Genomic DNA, 22,388 nt, shown 5'->3' with positions numbered 1-22,388 from the left:
TTCTTTGCCCCTTTGTGTTGGGTGTTCTGGCGACTGGATTAACGCGGCAAGACGATGAAATCGCGTTCCGGCTGCCCGTGCTGACACACCACGGTGCGCGCGTTCTTGCCAGCACCCAGCGTGAGGTTGAACTTGATCGGCAGGCCGTCAAGGACGTAGTAGCCGTGCACAAGACGGCTGTTCATCAGTTCGGTGTTGCCGTTGCTGGTGTTGAACACAGCGGGCGCATCGGTGAATTTCATGGCCTGGGGCATCTGAAGGTAGGTGTGGCCTCCACCCGCGAACGCGCGCACCGGAAGCATGTCGGTGCTATCGGTACCGCCATCCGATTTGCACGTGAAGTCGAAGTCCAGCTTGGCCGGATCAATGTCGCCCAGCGGGGCAACTACGGCCTTCTTTTTGGCTTCGGCCTTGGCCTTTTCGGCTGCACGTGCTTGCGCGGCCTGCTGCTGCATGTTGATGACCAGTTGCTGCGGGTCGTAGTAGCCGACCAGCGGCACATAGTCATGGGCATCGCTCACCAGGGTCATGTAATACACCCGGCCGGCATCGGTGGTGACCACGAGGTTGGTGACTAGGCCGGCTTGGGTGGGTTTGACGATGACCACGGGACGATCACCGGCGTTGGTGGGTTGCACCAGCCAGCGCACCGAGTCACCGATGCTCAGGCTGGTGATGTGCTCGCCGGGCAGAAGATTGATGACGCAAACATGCAGCGGCGCGCAGGAGATCGTCGGATGGCTTTGACCGTAGGCGTACATGACGGAACCGTTGGTGCCGATGATGTCGTTGGCGACGCCGGTTCGTAGCCATTGCTTCGCGGCGGCATCAGTGGCGCGGTACGACAGCGGCACGGGCGGGGTCTGGTTCACCAGTTCGTGGCTGGTGCGCCCGTTGTCGGGTGTGCCGACCGACAGGATCGGGCTGGCCGCAAAGGCAGGGGCAAAGAAAGAGGCTGACAGCGCGGCGGCGAGGATGGTGCGTTTCATGGGAATTTCTCCGAGATGGGAATGGGGCGGATCAGGACACGCTCTGGGTCCAGTTGAGGGACTGAATGAAGATGCCCAGCGGGTTGTCGAGCATGACTTGCGGCTTGTCGGCCAGCTTGGCGTCCACGCCGACGGTGATCTGCGCTTTCCAGTGGGTGGTCGTGCTGTTTTGGCCGGGGATGGCTTTGACTTCCGTCCAGTTCACCTGATAGGTGTTGGCCCCAGTCGGGAGCACGCTGTTGACCTGCGGGTTGACGGTGAAGGCCGCGCCAAACGGGCTGTTGGCCTTGAACCAGTCGCTGACGGTGCTGGCGGCGTTGCTCGACAGCATGGCGTAGCTGCGATTCAGCAGAGTTTGCTGCGCGGTCTGATCGGGCAGCACCATGCGCGTGTTGACGATCCAGTTGGCAAGTTGCGCCTCGATGATGCGTTGGGTCACGCCAGAACCGTTGCTGGGTTGCGCCACCGCAATCGGGCTGCCCATCTTGTCGATGGCGACCACGAATGGTTTGATCTTGCTTTGTGCGCCGATGTAGGCCACACCGATCACGGCGACGGACGCCACCGCAAGAGCGGCAATGGCGGCAATGCGCCAGGACTTAGCGCGGGCAATCTGGTCACCGTAACGCTCGTCCCATTCGCGACGGGCGTTGAGGTAAGGGTTGGCTTGAGCCATGTCGGGTTCTCCTTCGGGGATGGGGTTACTTGACTGGATATGCGCAGAGGCGGCACGGCGTGGGCACCGTGTCCGCCCGACAACATCAGGGGCAAGGAATGGCGTGGCGGATTCCCCATGCGCGTTGCAGATCGAGGCCGACCGTCCAGCCCATTTCGGGTGCGTGACGCGCGCTATGCGTTGCGTAGCGCCGTGCCGCGTGATGCTCGTCTTCGCGCCTCTTCCGTGCTGGAGATGTCGTTGGGTTTGCTGGATTTCATGGTCGCGCTCATTGCAGGTAAAGATGAAGTTGCGGGTCGCGCAGCAGAACGGCCACGGAGTGCTTCCACAAAATTTGATCGCCGGAATGCCTGCCGGTGGCGCAAGGGAAGGCTTCGCCATGTCGCATGCCTGCCTCGGTGAGTTCCCATTCGCCACGGGCATTGCGCCTTTGCAGGCCCAGGCGTTCGAGCGGGAGGTTCGTGCTCACGGCTGGCTCACGGATAAGTGCGCCAAGGCCAGTTTCATTCAGGGTTGTCGGCAACGAGCATGCGCCCTTTGTGTCCCCTGCTCACACGGGGATGAACCGCGGTCCATTTCCATGGATGGCATGGCAACAGAGGGATGCTGTTCCTAGGTTTTTGCCTGAGTGCATCATGTCCCGCGCGACGCATATCGTCGCACCTCATCCGCACAATGCATCCTTCGCACCGGTCAACGGAGCAAATTCGGAGGGGCTACATGGAGAAACCTTCAGCATCGACGTCTGATGACGCTGGCTGGGTGTATATGGTCGACCGCATGATGCTGGGCATCGTTGTCGAAATGTTCAGCGAGGTCACGCAGAAGGCCAGACACGAGTTGCGTTTCCTGCGTCATCAGCCGGTGGCCTTCCTCGCCCAAGCCCAGGACATCCCAGCTCGTTTTCGCACCTACTACGTCGATATGCTCTCGCGCATCGACGCCATGCTGGAGGTGATTGAGCCCAACTGGAAACATCCGCCCGATTATTTACTGGCGATACCCGATGCGCCCATGGAACTGCACTGGCACGAGCGCTGCCTCGCAGAGCAGGCAGAAGAGATCGGCGCGGTGATCGGTCGGATCAACGCCACGGCGGACAAGCTGCGTCTCACTCTCGACCAAATAGCCCAACGGCTGTGCAGCCTACCGCCGTCGATGATCGCCTGGGACAACAGGGTCGAGGTGCGCGTGTGGGTCGAGTTCAGGTCCATCGCCGACCGTCCGAGCTACGCAGGCTTCGACGGCGGCGAGAACGGCGAGGATGTCGACCCGATCGAGGCCAGGGTCGTCCCCGCTTTCATCCTGCGATTCATACAGGAGAAGGACGAAGACCGCGGATACAACTGGAACATTCACCACTATGACAGCGAGCACCCGCTGGCCGGCCTGTTCTACGACTATCTTGCCCATGCCGTGACCGCCAATACCCCGTTGCCTGAAGCGCTGCTGCCCTTGGTCCAGGACTTGTGGTTCGAGGTTTATGTCCGCGGCGACGGTTTCATGTCCAAGGATCCCAACGACGAAGGGCCGCCCAGCAAGCTGCCCTTTGGGCTGGCGGCCACCGACAAGGAGGCCACATGATGTGCGGTGATCTCGAGGCCCGGCGTCTACGGCGCGTATCCGCGGCTGCTGTCTGAGCTTCGGGGCATTACTCGACCTTGAGGTTTCTTCAGGCGGATGCGCAAGCTTTGCGCTCGGAGGTAACGAGCAATGCAAGAGCAAGGGTTTGAAGTCGCAGTATGAGCGGCCTTATCGCGACACATCCTGTCGCGCATCCCCCACACAATATTCTCATACCACCGGAGAACCTCCATGCGACGCAGCCGCCACACGCACATTGATCCCCTCCTCGGGCGAGGCCCCAGTCCCCTGGACCCCATCGGGCGTCTGTGGATTTCGCGCATCCTCGTGCCCCTTGGTGGACTGACGCGTGGCGAGCATCAGAACTTCGATATGAAACGAGGGCTTTGTCTGATTCTGCCCCTTCTTTTCCAATCTCTCCATGCAAAGGAACACCATGCCTATTCCAAAGCATGAAGACCCATTCCTGGGGGAATCTACACGCGTAGAAGCTCCCACATCCAAAGCGCCAGTCCAAGGGGCCGGCCTGGAAGACGCTCAATCGGGTGGTGCCCTGTATCGCCAAGCGGTGGCGCTCGTGCTCGGGCATCGCCAGGCGTCGGTCGCCCTCGTGCAGCGGCATCTGCGCCTGGGTTACAACCGGACTTGCCAACTATTCGAGCGCATGGAGGCCGAAGGCATCGTGTCGGCGTTGCCCGCGACAGGATTGCGAGAGATTCTGGTGCCGCTGCCCACGAAGCCCGAACAAGCATGAGCACCCTTCCACGCCAACCGATTTGTGCGAGGCAGACGTGCTGCATACGGCAAACTGATGGTCAAAATTCAATCGGCGCGGACAGTAAGGAGCGCTCGGCGCGCAAGCCGAGACAGGGAGAAGCGGTACGCTGCATCTCGCCAAATGAAATCTGGATGATGCCGGATAAAGCCGCGATGGCTTCACCCGTAGGTCGGCTGGACAAAGGTTTACACCATGTTACAAAGAAAAGATGAGGACAGGGAGACGATCCCCGTGGTCCCTGTACTGGTGCCAAACCGTTCTCAGCATTGCCAAACCTTCCTCGCACCGCTGGCCCAATGTCTGTTCGACCTGGACGGGAAGATTCCAGCCAAAAGCGGAAAACTGCCCCATCGCATCGACGTCTTCAACGCCACGCAGCAGTCCCCCATCGGTACAAAGATGCGAGGCATCCGCATCCACAACTGCGCCACGGTCTCTACTGCCCTGGTCGGCGTCGTTGCCATGGACGTCCGAACTGGTCAGAGGTACTCATGGTGCCCGTGCGGGCTCTTGCTGCAAGAACCCGAGCTTGCATACGACGAGCTATGCCCGCAGTAGGCGCACGTGTAATTGCCGCCATGCTTGCCGATGTACTGATGTTTGTCGTGTGGGCTCGCGTTGCACGAACCCGCTGAGGCATAAGAGGACGTATGCCCACAAAATTTGCAGATATATCCGAGTGCGCTCTCCTGCATGTAGACGTGCGTGCGCGATGGTGAAGCTGAGCAGGAACCAGCGGAGGCGGAAGATGATTTGTGACCGCAGCAGGAACAGATGTAGCCCATAGTAGATGGATCCTTGAAGTGGGTGGTGCGAAAACCGAGAGTGGTTAAAACCTCAATCATCGATCCTGTATGCGTCAGAATACGACGCTGCCGGTTCGATCTCTGCTATCGCGTTATAACGCAACTCGAATACGGGGCAAATATCCGCCGCTTATGTTGTCAGCCATTCCACAGTTTTTTCGCAATGCCTTGGCAAGACCCATCGCCCAACAGCTCGTTTGACAGATCCGCCAAAACCCACGATCTCCTGCACCGCAGGTAAGACGATCTGCCTATTATCTGAAAGCTGTTTGGCGCCATTAAAAAGTTTAGAGAATCGGCTATCGCCTTCAACAACCACCAAACTCGCTTCAGCGGCTTTTCGCCGGAAATGGGCATTACGATGTAAGTGCGCAAGCGACTGCGGCGGCCACACTTCGTCAATTGGCGGCTGGTAAACCGCATTCACCACAAAATAGCCAATGACGAAACAGGTTCCTTTTTCAATCTGTTCGCCTTGAAAGCCTGCATAGAAAACAAGATAATCACCATGATTGAGCGAAAGTAATTGATTCCGCTTTGGCGCATTGGGCTCGCCATAAGTCATTGACTCAAACTCTGGATCATAATGCGCATAACAATTTTGATGTGCGTATCGCTCCATCGTACCGCCATGTCGACACAGCAAGCCATTATATCTGACCCCCCGCTCTGGCGCGACTATATCTTCTTTGTCAGGAATAGGAACATATTCAAACGTCCCATTCTCGAACAAGGGCGATAACGTTCCCCCGCAGCCTCTGTCAATTCCGACGCGTAAAAAAAGAATTTTCATCTTATTCTCCCTTCCTACAGCCTGAATCACATCGACCAACCAGTGACGCCCGCATCGTCGCGTTGGGGGGAGCCAGACAGGGGAAATCGCCCACTGTATTGAGCTTAAAGCCTTCCAATTCCAGCCATTTTCTCAGCGCATCAAGTTGCGCATCATCGAAATCCGGAGAACGATATCCATAAGCTGTTGGCTTCCCGTTTGGAATGTTTATTTTGAACTTTCTCCAACCGTCTTTAGGCTGACGCGCCTGTCGGCCCAAATAATAGAATTCATTGCTAATCAGAACATTCCTTCCTCCAGTGTCGTGCATCTTTGTATAATCATCATCTTCATGGTGCGCATTTTTATGTTGCTTCCACTGTTCTTTTGAGACTTCTTCATATATGTTATCGCCTAACGCGTCAATATGCCACGGAACGAATGGTTCCTTTGGTTTCTTGCATTCAAATTCGAGATCTTTGAAATATTGGTCAAGGCTCATTTTGCTGGTGATTTTTGCCAGGTAGACAATCCCGCCCAACTCCACATCCAAGCCATTTCCTTTCGTCAAGTCTCTGAGTTTTTTTGATACAAATCCTGCTATCCACTCATCTTTTTCTCTTACGCGACGCATTCCTGGCTTGCATGTCGCCAAAGTGAGAGCTCCGTGGAAAGGATTGGGTGCAAATCCGTGGTCGTGGGTCAACAGGTACGTGTAAAGCATATGGCCATCCATTTTTAGGAACATCAAACGGGGGTGCAATTGTTCGGGGTCAAATTTTTCTACGCATGCTCTGGACACCGCGTGAGGTATGTTCTCCCCTGCCGAAGAAATTTTCCTAGTTTGCCGCACTGCTCGCAAAGATGCGCAAAAAATGCCACTGCCATTTGAATCATGCCTAGGGAGACGCTGATCAATCCAAGAATCAGCGTCAATCATTGAGATTGGCCGACGCGAGTCGGCCAATCTCGCTTTGGGTCACCATTGCGAGCGAAGAAAGCGCCCATTGGCCCGCTGGTGGCGCCAAATCGCACTCGCTGGGCGGCTGCCGCGCTCCTGCGGCACACTCAAGACGCACCTCGGGCTTGGAGCGCCAACAAGCTTCGCTTGGCAATCACCAGATTCGCCAGACCAAACAAACTGAAGAGCTGCGCGGTGTTCTTGGCCAGTCCACGGTAGCGCAGCTTGCGGTGCCGGAAGAGATTCTTGATCACGTGAAACGGATGCTCGACCTTGGCGCGGATACTGGCGGTCAGGCGCTCGCGCTGGTCGATCAGCGCATCGACCGCGCGGCCCTTGTCGAGCGTGCGGCGCAGCCCCGGGCGCATCGCGGTAATCCACTCGGTGTTGCTCGTGCGCTCTGGGCGCTTGGCCGCCCCTTGATAGCCCGCGTCGCCAATCGCCACGATCTCTTCACCGTGCAGCAGCTCATGGGCCTGGGTCACGTCGTTGACGTTGGCTGCGGTGCCGATCACCGTGTGCACCAAGCCCGAGTCGGCGTCGGCACCGATGTGCGCCTTCATGCCGAAGTGCCACTGGTTGCCTTTCTTGGTCTGATGCATCTCCGGGTCGCGCTGGCCCTTCTGGTTCTTGGTCGAACTCGGCGCGGCGATGATCGTGGCGTCAACGATGGTGCCCGCACGCATCAGCAGTCCCCGCTCGGCCAGGTGGACGTTGATCTCGTCAAACAGCGCACGGGTCAGGTCGTTCTTTTGCAAAAGGTGCCGAAACTTCAAGAGCGTGGTGGCGTCGGGCACCGCCTCACGCGCCAGATCAATCCCCATGAAGTCACGCAGTGCCTGGCTGTCGTAGACCGCGTCTTCCAGCGCTTCGTCGGCCAGGCCGTACCACTGCTGCACGAAATACAGCCGCAGCATCCGATCGAGCCCCACCGGCGGGCGCCCCCGCCGGCCGCTCGTGGGGTAGTTCGGAGCCACCACCGCGATCAGCCGCGCCCACGGCACCACGCGCTCCATGTCGGCGAGGAACTTCTCGCGCCGCGTAGTCTTCTTCTTGCGGCTGAACTCGGCACTGGCGAAGCTGATCTGGCTCATCGATGGGCAGAGAAGGCGGGCTGGTCTTGGATCAACGTGCAGGGGCGGTTGGCCGTGCACTGGCTGCGGAATAAATCAGCGTCTCCCTAGCTGCTTTTCGACCGCATGTTCTTCATGAAACCTCAGCGAACCCCATTTCTCTTTGATTTGCATGGCTACAACTTGCGGGCCACCATTGTTGTCCGTGTGTACTGGAGGAAAGCGCAGAGCGTATCAAGCAGATCAAACCTACCGTCACCGCAAGTGCTGCCCCAGCCCATGGCACTTTCCTGAACAGGACGGTTCCGATTCACAAAAAGTTTCGGATAACGCTGGCAAAGCAAGTCAGCAAGTTCTTTGTTCATGTCGGCATTGGTCTGTTGATCTTCAACCCATTACAGAGTGAACCGCCCCGAGTTTCGTGGAGGCTGGTTGGTTTAAGTCATGCGGGAATGGCGTGCTGACTGGCTTGTTGGCGCCAGTAGTTTGCCTCAGCTTCTGCCGGAGGGATACCCCCAAGAAGCAGCTGTAACCTGCGAAACGCATTCCGGGGCAGCCAGTTTCGCAGATTTTTTGCTTGTACAGGCTGTGCCCAGGGTGAGACACCCTGGGCACTTTGCGCCGGGCTGTTTGCGACGCCAACTTGGTACGAGCCAGCGCGGATTTTGAACCGAGATTCCATTGGCCCACGCTCCTCCGTCGGCACATTGTTTTGATCGGGCTCAGTGCGCCATCGGCTGCAAGAGACCAAGAGCGCAAATGGACGGGGCAAGACTGCCGGTCCTGGTTTACGCCGCGGCGCAAGGATCTTCGCCTGAAAAAACCTGCCACAAGCGCACCATGGCCAACGTATCGCGTTTGCAATACTCCAGGAGTTGTCGGCGCAGGTCCACTTTACGCGGCTGGGCTGTTTGCGGCGCGATGGCCTCCAGGAATGCCTCTTGCGCCATGCCGCCATCCTGAACGCCATTGAGGTTGTCGTAAGACAGCTCCGGGGCGATCGCGGGCAGAACCGCCTTGATGCTCCAGCTTCCCTTCTGACTGGGGTGGTAGTAATACGCGCGGGCAATCGGCAGTAGATCGACGATACGCAAATCGATGGCTTGAAGCGCTTTGGCGAGAGCAGGGAATCGCTCGGCCAACTCCCGGATGCGTGTTTTCTCGAACGCGGCGTTGTAGACGAACACGGGGCCGTGCTTGCCACATTGGGCGATCAGGCTTTCGGCAAACCTTTTCGAAGGATCTCTGCCGGAAAGATCGAGAAACTCGCCATGGTCAAGCGTGCCCTCCGGCGTGAGGAAATGCAGGCTCCACTGGAAGGGGATCTGTTGGTAGGGCCGTGTTCCGGCCCAGATGGGAACCGCAAACTGGATGGTTTCGAAGTCCAGGAAGTAGCCCGGCAGCGGATGCTCGGCAAGCGCTTGGGTGGCGCCGTGACGGTCGAAGAAGATCTCGCCCCTGGCGGTGCAATCGCGCACGCGTTGTTGCACGGGGTTGAGCGCATCGTCGGGCAGCGCACGCATGTCGAGAACTCCACGCTCGACCCAGGGCTGCGCACGGAACCGCGGCAGCCATTGAAGCGGCATCTCCGCCTGCGGTTCCAGGCTGGCACAGTGGTTGTGGAAGCCACAGGCGTAAGGCTGACCGCACTGGGCGCCCGTGCGCACTTCGGGCATCTCCGTGCGGGCAACGATGGATTGCGCGTCAAGGATCCACTGTTGCGCCTCCGACGCGCGGGCGAAGGTTTGCTCCGAGACGTCCACCTCCGTGAGCAAGCCCTGGTAATCCTGCTCTCCTGGGTAAACCCAGTCGTTGTTCACATGCGCGATGGCCACCGATTTCAGATTCAGGCCAGACTGGCGGGCAATATGGGTCTGCACGGCGATATCGTCGAGCTGCACGTCTTTAACGCTCGTGGAGGACTTGACCTCGACCATGCGCCAGCCTTGACCCTGGGGCAACAGCACGTCCGCAAGGGCGAGCGCGCCAGGCATCTGGAAAGCCGCCTCAAACAGAGGCCGGCGCTCCGGCAGGAGTTGCCGGGTTGCGTCGAAAACAGCCGGAAAGCCCACGGCGTCGACGTCTAGCGTGACGCCCATGCGCTGGGGGTCATAGAGCTTGCGAGCCACCTCGCCCACTGAATAGCCGGCCTGATAGCTTTGCTCGGTGGCCTGCGTGTCAGCCTTGAGTCCGGGCCGGTGCACTTCGAGCCAGACACGGCGGGGGCACTGGCGAAAGGCCATCAGCTTGGACTTGGACAGATTGCGCATCGGAAAGCCTCCTGGGTCTGCAATACCCGTATGATCGGCGTAAGACGCGTCAAATCATGACGCATGTTGCGCTGATCCTTCATGCATTGTCTCCCCGACGCACCATGGCCACCCTGCGACATCCCCTTGACGGCTTTCACCCCAGCAGCGTCGGCCAGCAGCGCGAAGTCGACGTGCTGCGCCAGCTCGAGGTGGGCTTGCCTGCCGATTACACGGTCTTCCACGGCGTGTGCTGGTCCTCGGTGCGAGATGGCGTGCAGTGGTTCGGCGAGATCGACGCCATTGTGTTGGCGCCTAACGCCAATCTGGTGCTGCTCGAAGTCAAGGCTGGGCCGGTGGAGGTCACACCGGAGGGTATTCGCAAGCGCTATGGCGACCGCTCCAAGGACATCGCTCAACAAACGCGGATTCAGCATGCCGCGCTGCGCCAGAGGCTCAAGGATGAGGGGCTGCATGTGTATGTGGCGCAACTGCTGGTGCTGCCGGATCAGCCCGTTGCTGGTGGCAGCGTGAACTATCCCCGGGAGCGGATCGTCGATGCCCACGATATGCCTAGCCTTGGCTCGCGGGTGAGAGAGGCCGTACCCAATGCTGCGCCAGATGCATCGACCGTGGAGCGGGTGATGCGCTTCCTGGACGATGTGTTCGCCCTGGCGCCCGATCCGACGGCGCGCATTGGCTGGCTGGGGCAGGCGGTGGCGCAATTGTCCGAGGGCCTAGCGACCTGGGTGCCGCGACTGCAGGTGCCCGGTGGACGGGTGCGGATCGATGCCACTGCAGGTTCGGGCAAGACGCAGCTTGCACTGGCGTTGCTGGGGCAAGCTGCGGCACAGGGGTTGCGGGCCCAGTATGTTTGCTTCAACCGCCCCCTGGCCATGCAACTGCGCACCCATCTGCCGGACACGGTGGAGGTGGCCACCTTCCATGAGTTGGCGATCGCGGCCTGGCGGCGCGAGCATGGCGAGCCGGACTTTGGCGACTCCGCATTGTTTGCCCAGGCTGAAGCGTCACTCATGACATCCCCGGGTGATGCCGATCTGGATGTGCTGGTGGTCGACGAAATGCAGGATCTCGATGCCCGCTGGGTGGACGCCCTGCTGTGCCGCCTGAAGCCCACAGGTCGCACCTACCTGCTTGGCGACGCGGATCAACGGCTGTTCGATGCCCGCACCACCTGGAATGATTCGGAGTGCGCGGTCCTGCGCTGCCCGGACAACTTCCGCAGCCCGCGCCAAATCGCCGCCACGGTACAGGCGCTGGGCTTGTGCAGCCAGCCCATCACGGCACGCTGCCCGCTCGACGGTGAAGTGCCAGGGTTCCATGTCTGGGAGCAAGGTGACGACGCAGGAATGGCCAAGACCGAAGGCGTCGTCCGCTCGCTGCTGGCCGATGGGGTCAAACCCGAACACCTCGCCATCCTCAGCCTGCGGGGACTGGGAAGCTCGCGGCTGCTGCAGGAAGATGCCATCGCCGGTCTTCCTCTGCGCAAGTTCACGGGCTATGACCCAGCGGGCAACGCACTCCACAGCGAGGGCGCCATGTTCGCCGACACCGTGCACCGCTTCAAGGGACAGGCGGCCCCGGTGGTGGTGCTCACCGAGATGGACTTCGACCGCTTGGATGACCGTCTGCGCCGGCGGCTCTTTGTCGGCTTCACCCGGGCGCAGTGGCGGCTGGAATGCGTGATGAGCCCGCGCACAGAAAGCGCGCTGGCGGCAAGACTGGGAGGCGTGTGAGATGGCGGCTAATCTGGAAGCACAAACTTTTTTGCGCCGCATCGAAATCCTGCAGCGCCTGCCGCCCAAGAGGGCTGGCGTGATTAATGCGCGGGACTTGACCGAGCAGCTCAAGGCAGCGGGCTACCTGATCGAGAAGCGCACTGTCGAGCGCGATCTGGAATTCCTCCTGCTTCACGGCGACTGGTTCGGCACCCTGCATTGCGACGACCGCAGCAAACCCTTTGGCTGGAGCATCGAGCGCAGCACGGCACGGCGTACCTCGCTTGGGTTGACGGTGGATGAGGCGTTGGCGTTTGCCTGGATCGGACGGTATGGCGCCGAATTGCTGCCGCAAGGGATGATGCAAAGTCTCGCGCCCTTCTTCAAAGAGGCGGATGCAAGGCTGCAGCACGACCAACGGGCGCAGGCGTGGTTGCAGAAGAAAGTGCGCATGATTGCCGCCAGACCGGTTGCCGGGCCCAAACCGGCTTCGAATGCCGTGATGCGTGCGGTGCGCCTGGCGCTGTACGAGGACGTGCAGCTCATGATCCAGTACCGCAATGCGCAGGGCGACAGCAACCAGATGACGGTCTCGCCCCTGGCACTCGTCAGCCGCGACCTGAATCTCTACTTGGTGGTGTGGATTGCACGCTTTGCCAACATCCGCGTGCTGCACGCCAGCCGCATCCTCGCGGCCAAGGTCAAGGACGACAAGGCCGAGGTGCCCCCGCATTTCGACATCGATGCCTATATCGCACAGGGCCCGTTCCAGCTCGGTGGCGATGCACAACGCATGCAGCTACGTTTCACCAACTTCGCAGGCCATGCGCTGCTTGATGCGCCGATCGCACCGGATCAGCAGGTGCATCTGCAGGGCGAGGACGGCACCCTGGAACTCTCCGCCACGGTGCGGCTGTCGCCGCAGTTCAAGGCGTGGCTGCTGGGGTATGGGGTCAGTGTGCAAGTACTGGAGCCGCTGGAGCTGCGGCAGGATATGGCGCAGACGCTGCGGGAGGCGATGCAACTCTACGGGGGACTACCGAGCACCACGCGAGGCAAGACCAGGGCTGGGTGAGCGTGCAGGACTGTTAGCGCCAACCTGAATCTGAGCAGAATCCAAGGGTCGCGCCGACCGAGCATTGACGAGGTCGAGATGTGCAAATGTGCTGAGTTCCGCGACCTTGAACTCGATTGCCCTGATCAACCCGTCGGTCGGCGGCATGATCAATTTCTCGTCGGCGCCAACACACCTATACGCCACCCGCGCAGTAGCGCAGGCCGCCCAGCACTATGTTCCAGCTCCTCGGAAAGAGTATGACAACTGGATGGAAGGACTCGACAACCTCCAGCCCGGGAAGGCCCACCGCCGCTTGCTGCGCCTCGCCGATGGCACCGTACTCAACCGCTACTGGAACGACGATACCAGGCCCCCAACCGACTCCGAAGACTACTCACCGGCAAGCGCCTTTTTCAAGCTGACAATGATGAAGCGCTTGCGTGAAGTTCGAAACTGATCGACGTACGGACCGAGTGCTTACGAAGCGCCGCCCTGGTGCGCGGCGTCGCAACGCACCCCTAAAAGACGTTTGGATGGCTCGACGACTTAGACGCTCATATCTCGGTTCTGCCTATCACACCATGTCATCCCGCCGGGAGACGCCGCCAGGAACAACGTAGACAACGCGGTGGCGCTATGCCCGAATTGCCGCCGCCAGAAGCATTTCTGGATGCCATCCTGATCGAGAGCCATGGGAATAACGATTCTGCACACTGTTGGCGCCGCGTCCGGCGTGAGCCACCTTGCCAACCTTGTGCTAACCGCTTGCAACGCCACCCCGGTAAGAGCTTGCATGGACTGTTACCGATTCGACTGGTTCATGGGTCAGCGGGTACATTGCTCTGGAATGGCTCACGCTAGTCACTGTTAGTCAGATGGATTCGTAACTTTCCCCTAATCTCATGCTCGCCGACGACAATATCTTCGATACCAATACGCGCCAGAAGTGCGTTACCCGCAACGCCCAGACCGGGCGCGAGCGTTGCGCTGACGGAATCCAGCAAGGGCACCAGCGCGTCTGGCAGTCTGGCCTTGATGACCTCGACAATGGCGTGTGTGGCACCCATTGCATCGAGGTCGGCGGTGATGAGGTCTTTTTCCACGCGAATGCCAGCGGTGCCTTGGAGCGCGAACCGCGCGAGATCGATACCGAACAGGCCACACACCAATACCTTGACGAAACGAGCGAATAGCGCTGTGGCAAAACCGTTTCCACCGAGGTCTACGTTATCCAGGCGCCGCAAGGTGATCTGCTTGCTAGTTGGTGAAATTTCGCAGGCTTCGAGCGTCAGACGCGTGCTGTAGGCGATCGGCATACCTGCAACTCGGGTCTTGCCATTTATCGCGATAATTCCTGGTTGGCAGGCGATGCTGATGGGATTGTCGTCGCTTTGAGCCAGTGTGGCGGCAAGGCTGTTGAGCTGGGTTTCGCCTACAGCCAGTGGGTAGCCGTTGAAGGTTTTAAGCGCGGAATCAATCGCAGCTCTTTTTATTTTATCTATGAGGTTCATGTTATTTAATTTTTAGCCAAGAGATGCACAAGGGATGCTCCATAATTGCTACAAAATTTGACATTGCCATCATTAATAATCTTGCATTGAACCAATAAACCCCTTCCACGTAAAAACCGCAAGGATGAACATCTACGCGGCATCCATCATTCGAAAATCCACGTCGATCGCCTCGCCGAATCCTCGCCAGCTTCGAAAATCATCTCGCTTTTTCCGCCCAGCAACAACGCTCTGTTCGATAGAAGAAACGTTGGCGCGCAATTCAATGAGTTCGGGGAAAAATTGTTCATCAAACTGCGGCGAATTAATGAGGTCGAGCAAATCCTCGCGCTGCTTCTCAAAATTTTTGATCATGGCCACTAACGTATCTCGAAACGCCTGTTCGCGCTGTGCTTGCTCCCAGGAGTCCCAGAACTCAATTGCGAGGCCTAACGCCGACAACAAGCCATTCAGGCCATTTGCAAATTTGATAGCACCCCACGGCTTGAAATTCAGCATCTTGCTCAGATCAAATCCAGCAGCTTTCGCAATGCCGACGACTCCATCGCGAGCGGCTAGAATCGATGAGTTATTGATGATGCCGCTCTTGACTACGTATCCAAGACCCTGCTTGCCATATGCGCGCAAGGTGGCGTTAAAGTGGTCAATCTCCGCGTCGAAGCCAACTGCCATCTTGCCGACTTCGAGCTTCACCGATCGCAGTTGCTGATCAAACTCATTCTGCAGATTCGCAGTCAACACAGCACCGTTTGCACCGATATGGCGCTCGAAGAAGTCCTGAAATGTCTCAAGTGATTGCCCTTTCGCCTGCAGTATCAAGTCGGTAAAAAATCCAATAATGAAACTACGAAGCCCCGTTCGCGCATCGCGTATGCGCATGTCAACGGTATGTATCTCACTCTTCATCTGGTTACTCATTTTGTCAATTTGATCTAGCTCCTGCGCAATTTTGTTGTCATTGAGTACCGCTAGCCGTAGCTGTTTGCCGAGCACATCTCGCACAATGCTGCGCTTCATTTCATCGAGCACTGTGGCGACACCGCCCGCTGCGGCCACCTTCTGCGATGTTGCATGTTGAAGAAGCGGAATGCGAGAAATGGCTCGAAAGTGATTGAGGTCGTTCAGCCAATGCTCGATACCCATATTAAATGGTTCGGCGGCGACTGCAATGATCGCAAGCTCTTCAGCTTCGGCTTCGCTGATGGCGATCAGATCACGCAAGCGTCCGACGACGTTTTCCTTTTTGATTGCCAAATGCCGCTCATATTCATGATCATCCTCAACGTCCGCAACTTCATCGAAGCGGCTTAGCACGAATACTGTTCGCGGCAACAAGTTAAGCGTTCGAAAGAGCCAGATCAGTTCTTCGCGGTGAGTTTCCTTAATCGGATTGGCAGGATCCATGACGTAGATGGCCAGATGCGCTTCGCTCACATACTTGCGCGTCATCTCTTTGTACTTTTTAACCGTGTTCGATTGCGCATCGTACTCGCCTTTGAAGCCAAACAGGCCGGGAGTGTCAATCAGTAGGCAGTCCGGAGTGGCCTCATAAACCGTCAGGGCATTCGACGATTCCTGATGGCTGATTTTCATAGTCGACTTGTCCAGGCGCTCGAGCCACGCAGCCGCGATGGCCGTCTTACCTTCAGAGAAGCCTCCAACCAAGACGACGCGGAGTTTATCGTCCTCGACGCTTCGGATTGCACCGTCGAGTTTTTCTTTGACGCTCGGTTCGACATTGATCCCGAGCATCTCTCCCTGCTTAAGAAACGATTGGAGATCGCGAAGCGCCTTTAATGTTCCAGCTTGTCGTTGTTTGAAAATTTCCAGCGTTTGTTTCATTATTAAACCTCTGCGTCTGCAATCTTGTTTGACAAATGAGTAAGATTCGCGCAGATTTGAATGAGCGCCGAATTAACATTCGCGAAATGCTTGACTTGTTGTTCCAATCCCGTCGCAATTTCAGAAATCTGGGCTTCCGCTTTCTCGATCACTCCGTCCAAACTCTGCCTTGCTGTATCACGCATCCGGTCGACGATGCGCTCGATGTTGTCGTCGACGGTTTTGCGTTGCTGTGATTTCTTATAATCGCTGCTGAAAAACCCTCGTAGAGCTTTCCATGCGGCTAGGATTACCGTGAAGCCGCCAATCGCGAGTCCAACCCATCCGACAGGGTTCCACCACATTAATAGGCCGCCGCCCAGGGCCGCAACTAGTTTTTTGTAGTTCACTCCGCTTTCGAATGTCATATTTAATTCAAAGCTGTCGCTGACAGTCGGCACACCGATATCACGAAATACATCGAGAAGTTTCTCGGCGCGTTCTTCGAATCGGTTGAGAACCCTAGTCACGTCCTTCTGGAATCGCTCGAATTGCTTCGTCACCTGCTTGGGAATCTGGGCCTCGAGGGACTTCTGCTCTGCTTGGATCCTTGATGCCAGCACGTTTTTCAAATCGTCATTTTCGATACCATCGTCAATGCGGCTGTAGACGTGACTGCGCACGTTACCTGCGAAGACGCGAACGGCACCGTCAAACTGTGTCTGTAATGATGGACTTAGCTCACTGACTGCCAGTTTGATCTGTTGGTCGACATGTGCCCAGTCTCGCTTTAAATCCTCGGAGAGCGGAGCGACTGTGTCGCGTTGAATCAGCGTGATTTTCCCGGCAGACACCTCCACGGCAACGCGCAGCTTCTTCACGTTTGCCGCCCTGATACGCGCGTCGCAATCGGCCACCATGTTGCAGCGCAGCCAGTCCGAGAACTCCTTAAACTCGGATCTTGAAAGCAGTTGCTCAACGCTCGCTTTCGCAAGGAACTTCGCACGACTTCGCGCCAAGTCCGATTGCGGCACGAGACAATCAGCTACCGCGAGAAATGCCGGTTGCGCACTCAGAGCAATATGACCCTGATATTGCTCGCCCAGATGCTCACGCATAGTTTGGTCGAGCACGGCAAGGCTGCTACGCTCGTCTTGGTTAAGCAACCCCGCCTTTTCAAGCGAAACCGGATTAGTGATCCGTTTGTTGAAAATCGTCCAGACTTCGGTCTGATCGCCCAGATGCGAGCGAATCTTCTCGAGCGTACCGTGCCTGTGCTCATCACTCGTCTGTGGCGCTGCTGCCTTGCCGGTCACGTAGAAAACCGCGTGAGCAGCTTTCACGGCACCAAGAATGCTATCGATGACGTGAGCCTCCTTGCCCTCAATGCCTGGGACGTCGAGCAGTTCAAAATATTGCCCGTTCGCTTCAAAAACGTAGCCGTGCGAGTCACGCGTATAGTCAGAGCGGCCGGTGCCAATGATGTCACCATCCGCCGACGGAGCAAGGTTGCTGAGAGCAGCAAGGGCTTTGTCTTGCTGCAGTTTGAGTTCCGTGTTGGCCTTTAGCAATTGTGCGATCTGAACATCAATCTGCGCTTGTTCAGCAACGCGCGCTGCCTCAAGTTCGATTCGCTTTTGCTCACCTCTTACGAGCGCCCGTTCTTCCGGCAGCTTACGAATCCGGCTCAGTAATTCTTGCCAAAACGACATCACCTGCTTCTTTGCAGAAATCGCGTCGTGTAAGCGGTTCATCTCTCGTTTGAGCTTATCCTTTTCCGCTCCGATCTGCGCCGCACGTTCTGCTGTTTGGGCACGCACTGCATCAATCTGCGCGCTGCTATCGTGAAGCGACCGTTGCAGCGCAGATAATTTAACTTCGGTGAGTCCAAATTCTGCTTGTATAGCTTGAAATGTTTCGCGTGCAGTGGCCTTTGTTTCCTCGTTAAGGAGGATGCGCAGCGTTTCAATGATCGTCGACTTACCAGCATTTGTCTCGCCATAGAAAGCAATAGTGAACCTATCCCAGCGTGCGTGTTGTTGCAGCGAGGCAATGTGCTTCACAAGATCGTCGTAAATAGGAGCGATGAGATTATTGACCTGCTTCATTGTTTGCACAATGCGTGGCTCTGTCACATTGCGATCGAGCTGCTTTAGAAGATGCTCGATTTCAGTTAATACAGTTTGGTGTAGATCTTTGGATGACCGCGAAGACGTTTGTCGCATGTGTTTAATCTCAGATTCGATCTAATTTTATAAATATTGCATATGCTGCTGTGAAAGTGAACCCAAGTGCTCAGGCACTGGCCTTTGCAAAGTTGTCTGGCCAGACATTGACAATTAGCAAGCCGTTGAAATACCCGATGGACGCACGCACTCCCGCCTTCGAGAACGCATGATGACGGTCACCGATTGCGCAATTTCCGTGCAGAGTGATCCATTTCAGATGGAATCGGCCCGGGCGCAATGCTTTGGACGGCCTTTTTCATGGTTTTCACGTCCATCACGCGCACTGCGGACGCACGTTGGCCAAGGTGCGCATCCGAGTGAGGTTGTAGGCCGCCATCGTCAGGGTCAGAAGCTGGTCGACTTTCTCCAAGCCTTGCATCATGACCTGGCGGATCGGGCCAATCGTCTTGCCCCAGCCGAAGCACTGTTCGATCCGCTTGCGCTTGCGCTGGCTGACGGCGTAGCCAGCGTACCGCGTCGTTCGTCCGTCGATCGCGCTGCCGCCGGTGCGCTTGAGATTCTGCGCAACGTGGGGCGTGACGTTCATCTTGCGGCACGCTTTGACGAACCCGCGGGTGTCATAGGCTTTGTCGGCACCGACCGTGATCCGAACGTCGGGCCTGGCGACATCAGACAGCATCCGTTCGGCGACATCGCGCTCGGCATGGCCATCGGCTGCGCTGGCCTGGACGTTCACGACCAGACCGTGGCGGTTGTCGGTCAGCACATGTCCCAGGTAGCTCGGCAGTGCAGGCGCCGCACTGCTTTTGCGATACAGCCGGCTTTGCGGATCGCTCGTCGAGGCATGCGTCTCGTTGCTACGCGACTCGCCATGCCAATCTTCCGGCGGCCGATCGCCATCACTGCCGTCCTTGCGCCGGATGCTCTTTTGGCTGGCCCAGGCATGGATCAGCGTGCCGTCGACGCTGAAATGCTCGCCCGACAAAAGTCCACGCCCCTGGGCCATCTCCACCGTTGCGTTGAACAAATCCGTGACGGTGTCGAATTCAATGAGGCGATCACGGTTCTTGCTGAACACCGAGTGGTTCCACACCGTGTCCTCGATCGACAGCCCGACGAACCAGCGGAACAGCAGGTTGTAGGAAATCTGCTCGACGAGTTGCCGCTCGCTGCGCACGCTGTAGTAGAGCACCTGCAGCAGCATCGCCCGCATGAGCTTCTCCGGCGCGATGCTCGGGCGTCCACCCTTCACGTCAGCCTCGTACATCGCCGAGAACTTCACGTCCATCTTCGACAGCGCGTCGTTCATCCACTTGCGAATCGGCCGAAGCGGATGCGTCTGAGGAACGAATTCCTCCAGCTTCACTGTGCTGAACAGCGCCTCGTTGTAGCTATCGGCTCCTCGCATCCTTCTTCCCTCACCGCTGGTCGTCGTTGTCTGACATGGTCGCCGATCCCGGCATCTCGCGCCAGTATTTCAACGGCTTGCTAGGGCCTTGGCCCCGACCGCGAGCATAGCCATGAGCAAGGCCACGAAAGCGGCGCCGCCCAGGATGACGCCGATGAGGATCATCAGCCCCGTCATCAGGGCCAGGAAGGTGGCGATGAAGGTGGTGGTGACGATGAACATGATGAGCTCCGGTTGACGGATGAATGGAATAGATTTTGCCCGGACTGCGCGCGAACCAACTAATAAGTTTCGTTCGATTACGACTTTGTCGCTCGACGACCCTGTACATGTGGCCATTACATCAATTACATACGTCAATCTCTGACGCATTCGGACAAGACACTGCAACCATGGCGCGCATCCGCCCTGATCTCGAAGCATTCCCCCCAAAGGGCGGCGGCGTGAGCATGATGTGCTAATCGCGGAACAAGGACCTATTGATCCGGCCCTCTGAAGTTTGAACTTTTCTACGCATCTACTACTGAGGCGAAGGTAGCGAAAAATGCTGACTTCATCGGGCCGAAGCAATAACTGGCGACATCGAATCGCGACATATCCTGTCGCACAAGCCTCGCACAATATTCTCACACCACCGGAGAACAGCATGCGACGCAGGCGCCATGAACTCGAGTCCCTGATCGGGCGTGACAACAGCCCCCAGGAGCCCATCGTCCACTTATGGATGCTGCGCATGCTTGTCCCCATGGGTGGGTTACGTGTTCTGATCCGCGAGTCGATCGGTGTTCCCGACCTGTTGACCCAGCTAGGACTCCCATCTGCTGCCATTGACGACCACGGCAACCTCAACGCCCAAGCCCGTCAGGCCAGTACCCTGGTCAAACAGATGTGGGAGCGTGCCGAGCGTACCGCCCACAAGCTCGCACCACCCGAAGCCCTGGTCGCCAACATTGCGCGGCTGGCCGCGTTGGTGAACCTTTCCCCAACCGAGTGCCGCATTCTGGAGTTCGCCAGCCTTTTGCATGCCGTGCGCGACCTAGACGATACTGCGGACAGTCTGGGGCAATTATCGACATCCCGAACCCTGGGTGTCCTGGAAAAACTCCTGGGTCTGCCCGAGTCTGAGGTGAAACAAGCCTTGTCTTCCAGCAGCCAGTTGGCGCGCTGCGGGTTGCTGACCTTGGCGCGCAATGGTCACTGCACCTTGAAAGGCAAGCTCGATCTGTTGTCCGACAACTTCGCCGATGCCATCCTCGCCCCAGACACCGAGCCGCTGTCACTGCTACGCGGTGTCGTCACGCCCAGCCCGCCGTCAAAGCTGCAGCTCAGCGACTATCCGCATCTGGGCTTGAACCTGCAGATGCTCCAGGGGTATTTGCAGGAAACCCAGGCGCAGCACAAGCCCGGGGTCAACATCCTGCTCTACGGCCCGCCCGGCACCGGCAAGACCGAACTCAGCCGCACCCTGGCGCAGGAACTGGGCTGTGATCTCTTTGAAGTGTCCACCGAGGATGACGAGGGCGACCCCATCGGCGGCGAAGCCCGCTTGCGTGCCTATCGCGCCGCGCAGCGATTCCTGGAACGCCGCAGGGTGATGATCCTGTTTGATGAAATCGAGGATGTGTTCAACACCGAGCAGGCCCCGTCCATGTTCGGCGCCATGTTCCGCAGGTCTGGCGGAGGCCGCGAGCGCAAGGGCTGGATCAACAAGAGTCTGGAAGCCAACCCCGTGCCCACCTTCTGGCTGACCAATTCCATCCGCAGCCTGGACGCCGCCTACATCCGCCGCTTCGACTTCGTGCTGGAACTGCCTGTGCCGCCGCAGCGCGTGCGCGAGACCATCGCTACCGCATGCGTCGGGCAACTGGCCGATGCGCCCACCTTGCACGCTCTCGCGTCCAGCAACGATCTGGCACCCGCTGTGCTCACCCGCGCGGCGTCGGTGCTGCAAACCATCCAACCCCGCATCCCGACCGGCCAAGGCAACACAGCGCTGCTGCAACTGGTGAACAACACACTGCAGGCGCAAGGCCATGCACGGGTGAATGCGAGCGACCCCAGCCGCCTGCCGGACACCTACGACCCCGCCTTCATCCACGCCGACACGGATCTGGCCGCCATGGCAGCCGGCATCCAGCAGGCCGGCAGTGCCCGCCTGTGTCTGTACGGCCCACCAGGAACAGGAAAGACCGCCTACGCTCGCTGGCTGGCCCGGCGGCTGGATAGTTTCCTGCTGGTCAAGCGAGCCTCCGACCTGCTCAGCAAGTGGCTGGGCGAGATCGAACAAAACATCGCGCAGGCTTTCCAGCAAGCCGAGAGTGATGGCGCGGTGCTGCTCATCGACGAGGTGGACAGTTTCCTGCAGGAGCGGCGTGGGGCTACGCATTCCTGGGAAGTCACGCAAGTGAACGAGATGCTCACGCAAATGGAAGCCTTCTCCGGCGTATTCATCGCCACCACCAACCTGATGGACGGGCTGGACCCGGCGGCCTTGCGGCGCTTCGATCTCAAGGCCAAGTTCGACTACCTCACTCCCGAGCAAGCCTGGGCCTTGCTGCGGCGTCAATGCAGCCATCTTGATCTGCCGTCGCCCGAGCCCGGCTTGCGCAAGCATCTTGACCGACTGGGTCTGCTCACGCCGGGTGACTTTGCCGCCGTGATTCGCCGCCACCGCTTCCAACCGATGGTCAGCGCACGCAGTTTGGTGGAGGCGCTCAGTGCCGAATGCGCCCTCAAGCAGGGCCACAAGGCAGCCATTGGTTTCGTTTGAACACT

General features: G+C 58.2%; 20 protein-coding genes. 7 read left to right on the top strand and 13 right to left on the bottom strand.

Going from position 1 to position 22,388, the window contains the following annotated elements:
• Positions 1–38 precede the first annotated feature (38 nt).
• The 3 genes from ACYCUK_RS03700 to ACYCUK_RS03690 all read right to left on the bottom strand — a co-directional run bounded on the left by ACYCUK_RS03700 (position 39) and on the right by ACYCUK_RS03690 (position 2,134).
• Entirely contained in the window at positions 39–989 is a 951-nt protein-coding gene (locus ACYCUK_RS03700) for a TrbG/VirB9 family P-type conjugative transfer protein (RefSeq protein WP_461593483.1), read from the bottom strand.
• Positions 990–1,020: 31 nt separating this feature from the next.
• Positions 1,021–1,665, bottom strand: a complete 645-nt coding sequence (locus tag ACYCUK_RS03695) for a VirB8/TrbF family protein (protein WP_461593482.1) — start codon at positions 1,663–1,665, stop codon at positions 1,021–1,023.
• A gap of 268 nt (positions 1,666–1,933) precedes the next feature.
• Positions 1,934–2,134, bottom strand: coding sequence for a hypothetical protein (locus ACYCUK_RS03690; RefSeq protein WP_461593481.1), 201 nt, complete (start codon positions 2,132–2,134; stop codon positions 1,934–1,936).
• Positions 2,135–2,433: 299 nt separating this feature from the next.
• On the opposite strand from ACYCUK_RS03690, the gene ACYCUK_RS03685 reads away from it, so the two are divergent.
• Positions 2,434–3,249: a hypothetical protein gene (locus ACYCUK_RS03685; protein ID WP_461593480.1), complete on the top strand. Its 816-nt coding sequence runs from the start codon at positions 2,434–2,436 to the stop codon at positions 3,247–3,249.
• A gap of 421 nt (positions 3,250–3,670) precedes the next feature.
• Complete coding sequence (locus tag ACYCUK_RS03680; protein ID WP_461593479.1) at positions 3,671–4,003, top strand: DNA translocase FtsK; 333 nt, start codon at positions 3,671–3,673, stop codon at positions 4,001–4,003.
• Between the two features lie 960 nt (positions 4,004–4,963).
• Here the strand turns inward: ACYCUK_RS03680 and ACYCUK_RS03675 are convergent.
• From ACYCUK_RS03675 to ACYCUK_RS03655, 5 genes are all read right to left on the bottom strand, one after another.
• Complete coding sequence (locus ACYCUK_RS03675) at positions 4,964–5,626, bottom strand: Nmad3 family putative nucleotide modification protein (RefSeq protein ID WP_461593478.1); 663 nt, start codon at positions 5,624–5,626, stop codon at positions 4,964–4,966.
• A 1-nt stretch (position 5,627) separates the two neighbouring features.
• Entirely contained in the window at positions 5,628–6,545 is a 918-nt protein-coding gene (locus ACYCUK_RS03670; protein WP_461593477.1) for an Nmad2 family putative nucleotide modification protein, read from the bottom strand.
• Positions 6,546–6,673: 128 nt separating this feature from the next.
• On the bottom strand, positions 6,674–7,660 hold the full coding sequence (locus ACYCUK_RS03665) for an IS5 family transposase (protein WP_461593476.1): 987 nt from the start codon (positions 7,658–7,660) through the stop codon (positions 6,674–6,676).
• Positions 7,661–7,815: 155 nt separating this feature from the next.
• Entirely contained in the window at positions 7,816–8,004 is a 189-nt protein-coding gene (locus tag ACYCUK_RS03660) for a hypothetical protein (protein ID WP_461593475.1), read from the bottom strand.
• Positions 8,005–8,427: 423 nt separating this feature from the next.
• On the bottom strand, positions 8,428–9,909 hold the full coding sequence (locus ACYCUK_RS03655; RefSeq protein WP_461593474.1) for a DUF2779 domain-containing protein: 1,482 nt from the start codon (positions 9,907–9,909) through the stop codon (positions 8,428–8,430).
• A gap of 104 nt (positions 9,910–10,013) precedes the next feature.
• Between ACYCUK_RS03655 and ACYCUK_RS03650 the strand changes: the two genes are divergently transcribed.
• From ACYCUK_RS03650 to ACYCUK_RS03635, 4 genes are all read left to right on the top strand, one after another.
• The gene (locus tag ACYCUK_RS03650) at positions 10,014–11,645 is read left to right on the top strand and encodes an ATP-binding domain-containing protein (RefSeq protein ID WP_461593473.1); all 1,632 of its coding nucleotides are present in this window, start codon (positions 10,014–10,016) and stop codon (positions 11,643–11,645) included.
• 1 nt (position 11,646) lies between these two features.
• Positions 11,647–12,702, top strand: coding sequence for a helix-turn-helix transcriptional regulator (locus ACYCUK_RS03645; RefSeq protein WP_461593472.1), 1,056 nt, complete (start codon positions 11,647–11,649; stop codon positions 12,700–12,702).
• Positions 12,703–12,808: 106 nt separating this feature from the next.
• Positions 12,809–13,141: a hypothetical protein gene (locus tag ACYCUK_RS03640; RefSeq protein WP_461593471.1), complete on the top strand. Its 333-nt coding sequence runs from the start codon at positions 12,809–12,811 to the stop codon at positions 13,139–13,141.
• Between the two features lie 99 nt (positions 13,142–13,240).
• On the top strand, positions 13,241–13,366 hold the full coding sequence (locus ACYCUK_RS03635; RefSeq protein ID WP_461593520.1) for an HNH endonuclease: 126 nt from the start codon (positions 13,241–13,243) through the stop codon (positions 13,364–13,366).
• Between the two features lie 175 nt (positions 13,367–13,541).
• Here the strand turns inward: ACYCUK_RS03635 and ACYCUK_RS03630 are convergent, their stop codons facing one another.
• The 5 genes from ACYCUK_RS03630 to ACYCUK_RS03610 form a co-directional block, all read right to left on the bottom strand.
• Positions 13,542–14,195 carry a hypothetical protein gene (locus tag ACYCUK_RS03630; protein ID WP_461593470.1) on the bottom strand — a complete coding sequence of 218 codons (654 nt, stop codon included), beginning with the start codon at positions 14,193–14,195 and terminating at the stop codon, positions 13,542–13,544.
• A gap of 132 nt (positions 14,196–14,327) precedes the next feature.
• The gene (locus ACYCUK_RS03625) at positions 14,328–16,037 is read right to left on the bottom strand and encodes a LeoA/HP0731 family dynamin-like GTPase (RefSeq protein ID WP_461593469.1); all 1,710 of its coding nucleotides are present in this window, start codon (positions 16,035–16,037) and stop codon (positions 14,328–14,330) included.
• Between the two features lie 2 nt (positions 16,038–16,039).
• Positions 16,040–18,241: a hypothetical protein gene (locus ACYCUK_RS03620; RefSeq protein WP_461593468.1), complete on the bottom strand. Its 2,202-nt coding sequence runs from the start codon at positions 18,239–18,241 to the stop codon at positions 16,040–16,042.
• 277 nt (positions 18,242–18,518) lie between these two features.
• Entirely contained in the window at positions 18,519–19,613 is a 1,095-nt protein-coding gene (locus ACYCUK_RS03615) for an IS5 family transposase (RefSeq protein WP_461593467.1), read from the bottom strand.
• A gap of 69 nt (positions 19,614–19,682) precedes the next feature.
• On the bottom strand, positions 19,683–19,835 hold the full coding sequence (locus ACYCUK_RS03610; protein ID WP_461593466.1) for a hypothetical protein: 153 nt from the start codon (positions 19,833–19,835) through the stop codon (positions 19,683–19,685).
• A gap of 424 nt (positions 19,836–20,259) precedes the next feature.
• Between ACYCUK_RS03610 and ACYCUK_RS03605 the strand changes: the two genes are divergently transcribed.
• Complete coding sequence (locus ACYCUK_RS03605) at positions 20,260–22,383, top strand: AAA family ATPase (RefSeq protein ID WP_461593465.1); 2,124 nt, start codon at positions 20,260–20,262, stop codon at positions 22,381–22,383.
• The last annotated feature ends 5 nt before the right edge of the window (positions 22,384–22,388 follow it).

It is taken from the genome of Thiomonas sp., from assembly GCF_054608695.1.
The sequence above is the reverse complement of the archived record's forward strand: the minus strand, read 5'-3'. Positions and strand labels throughout refer to the sequence as shown.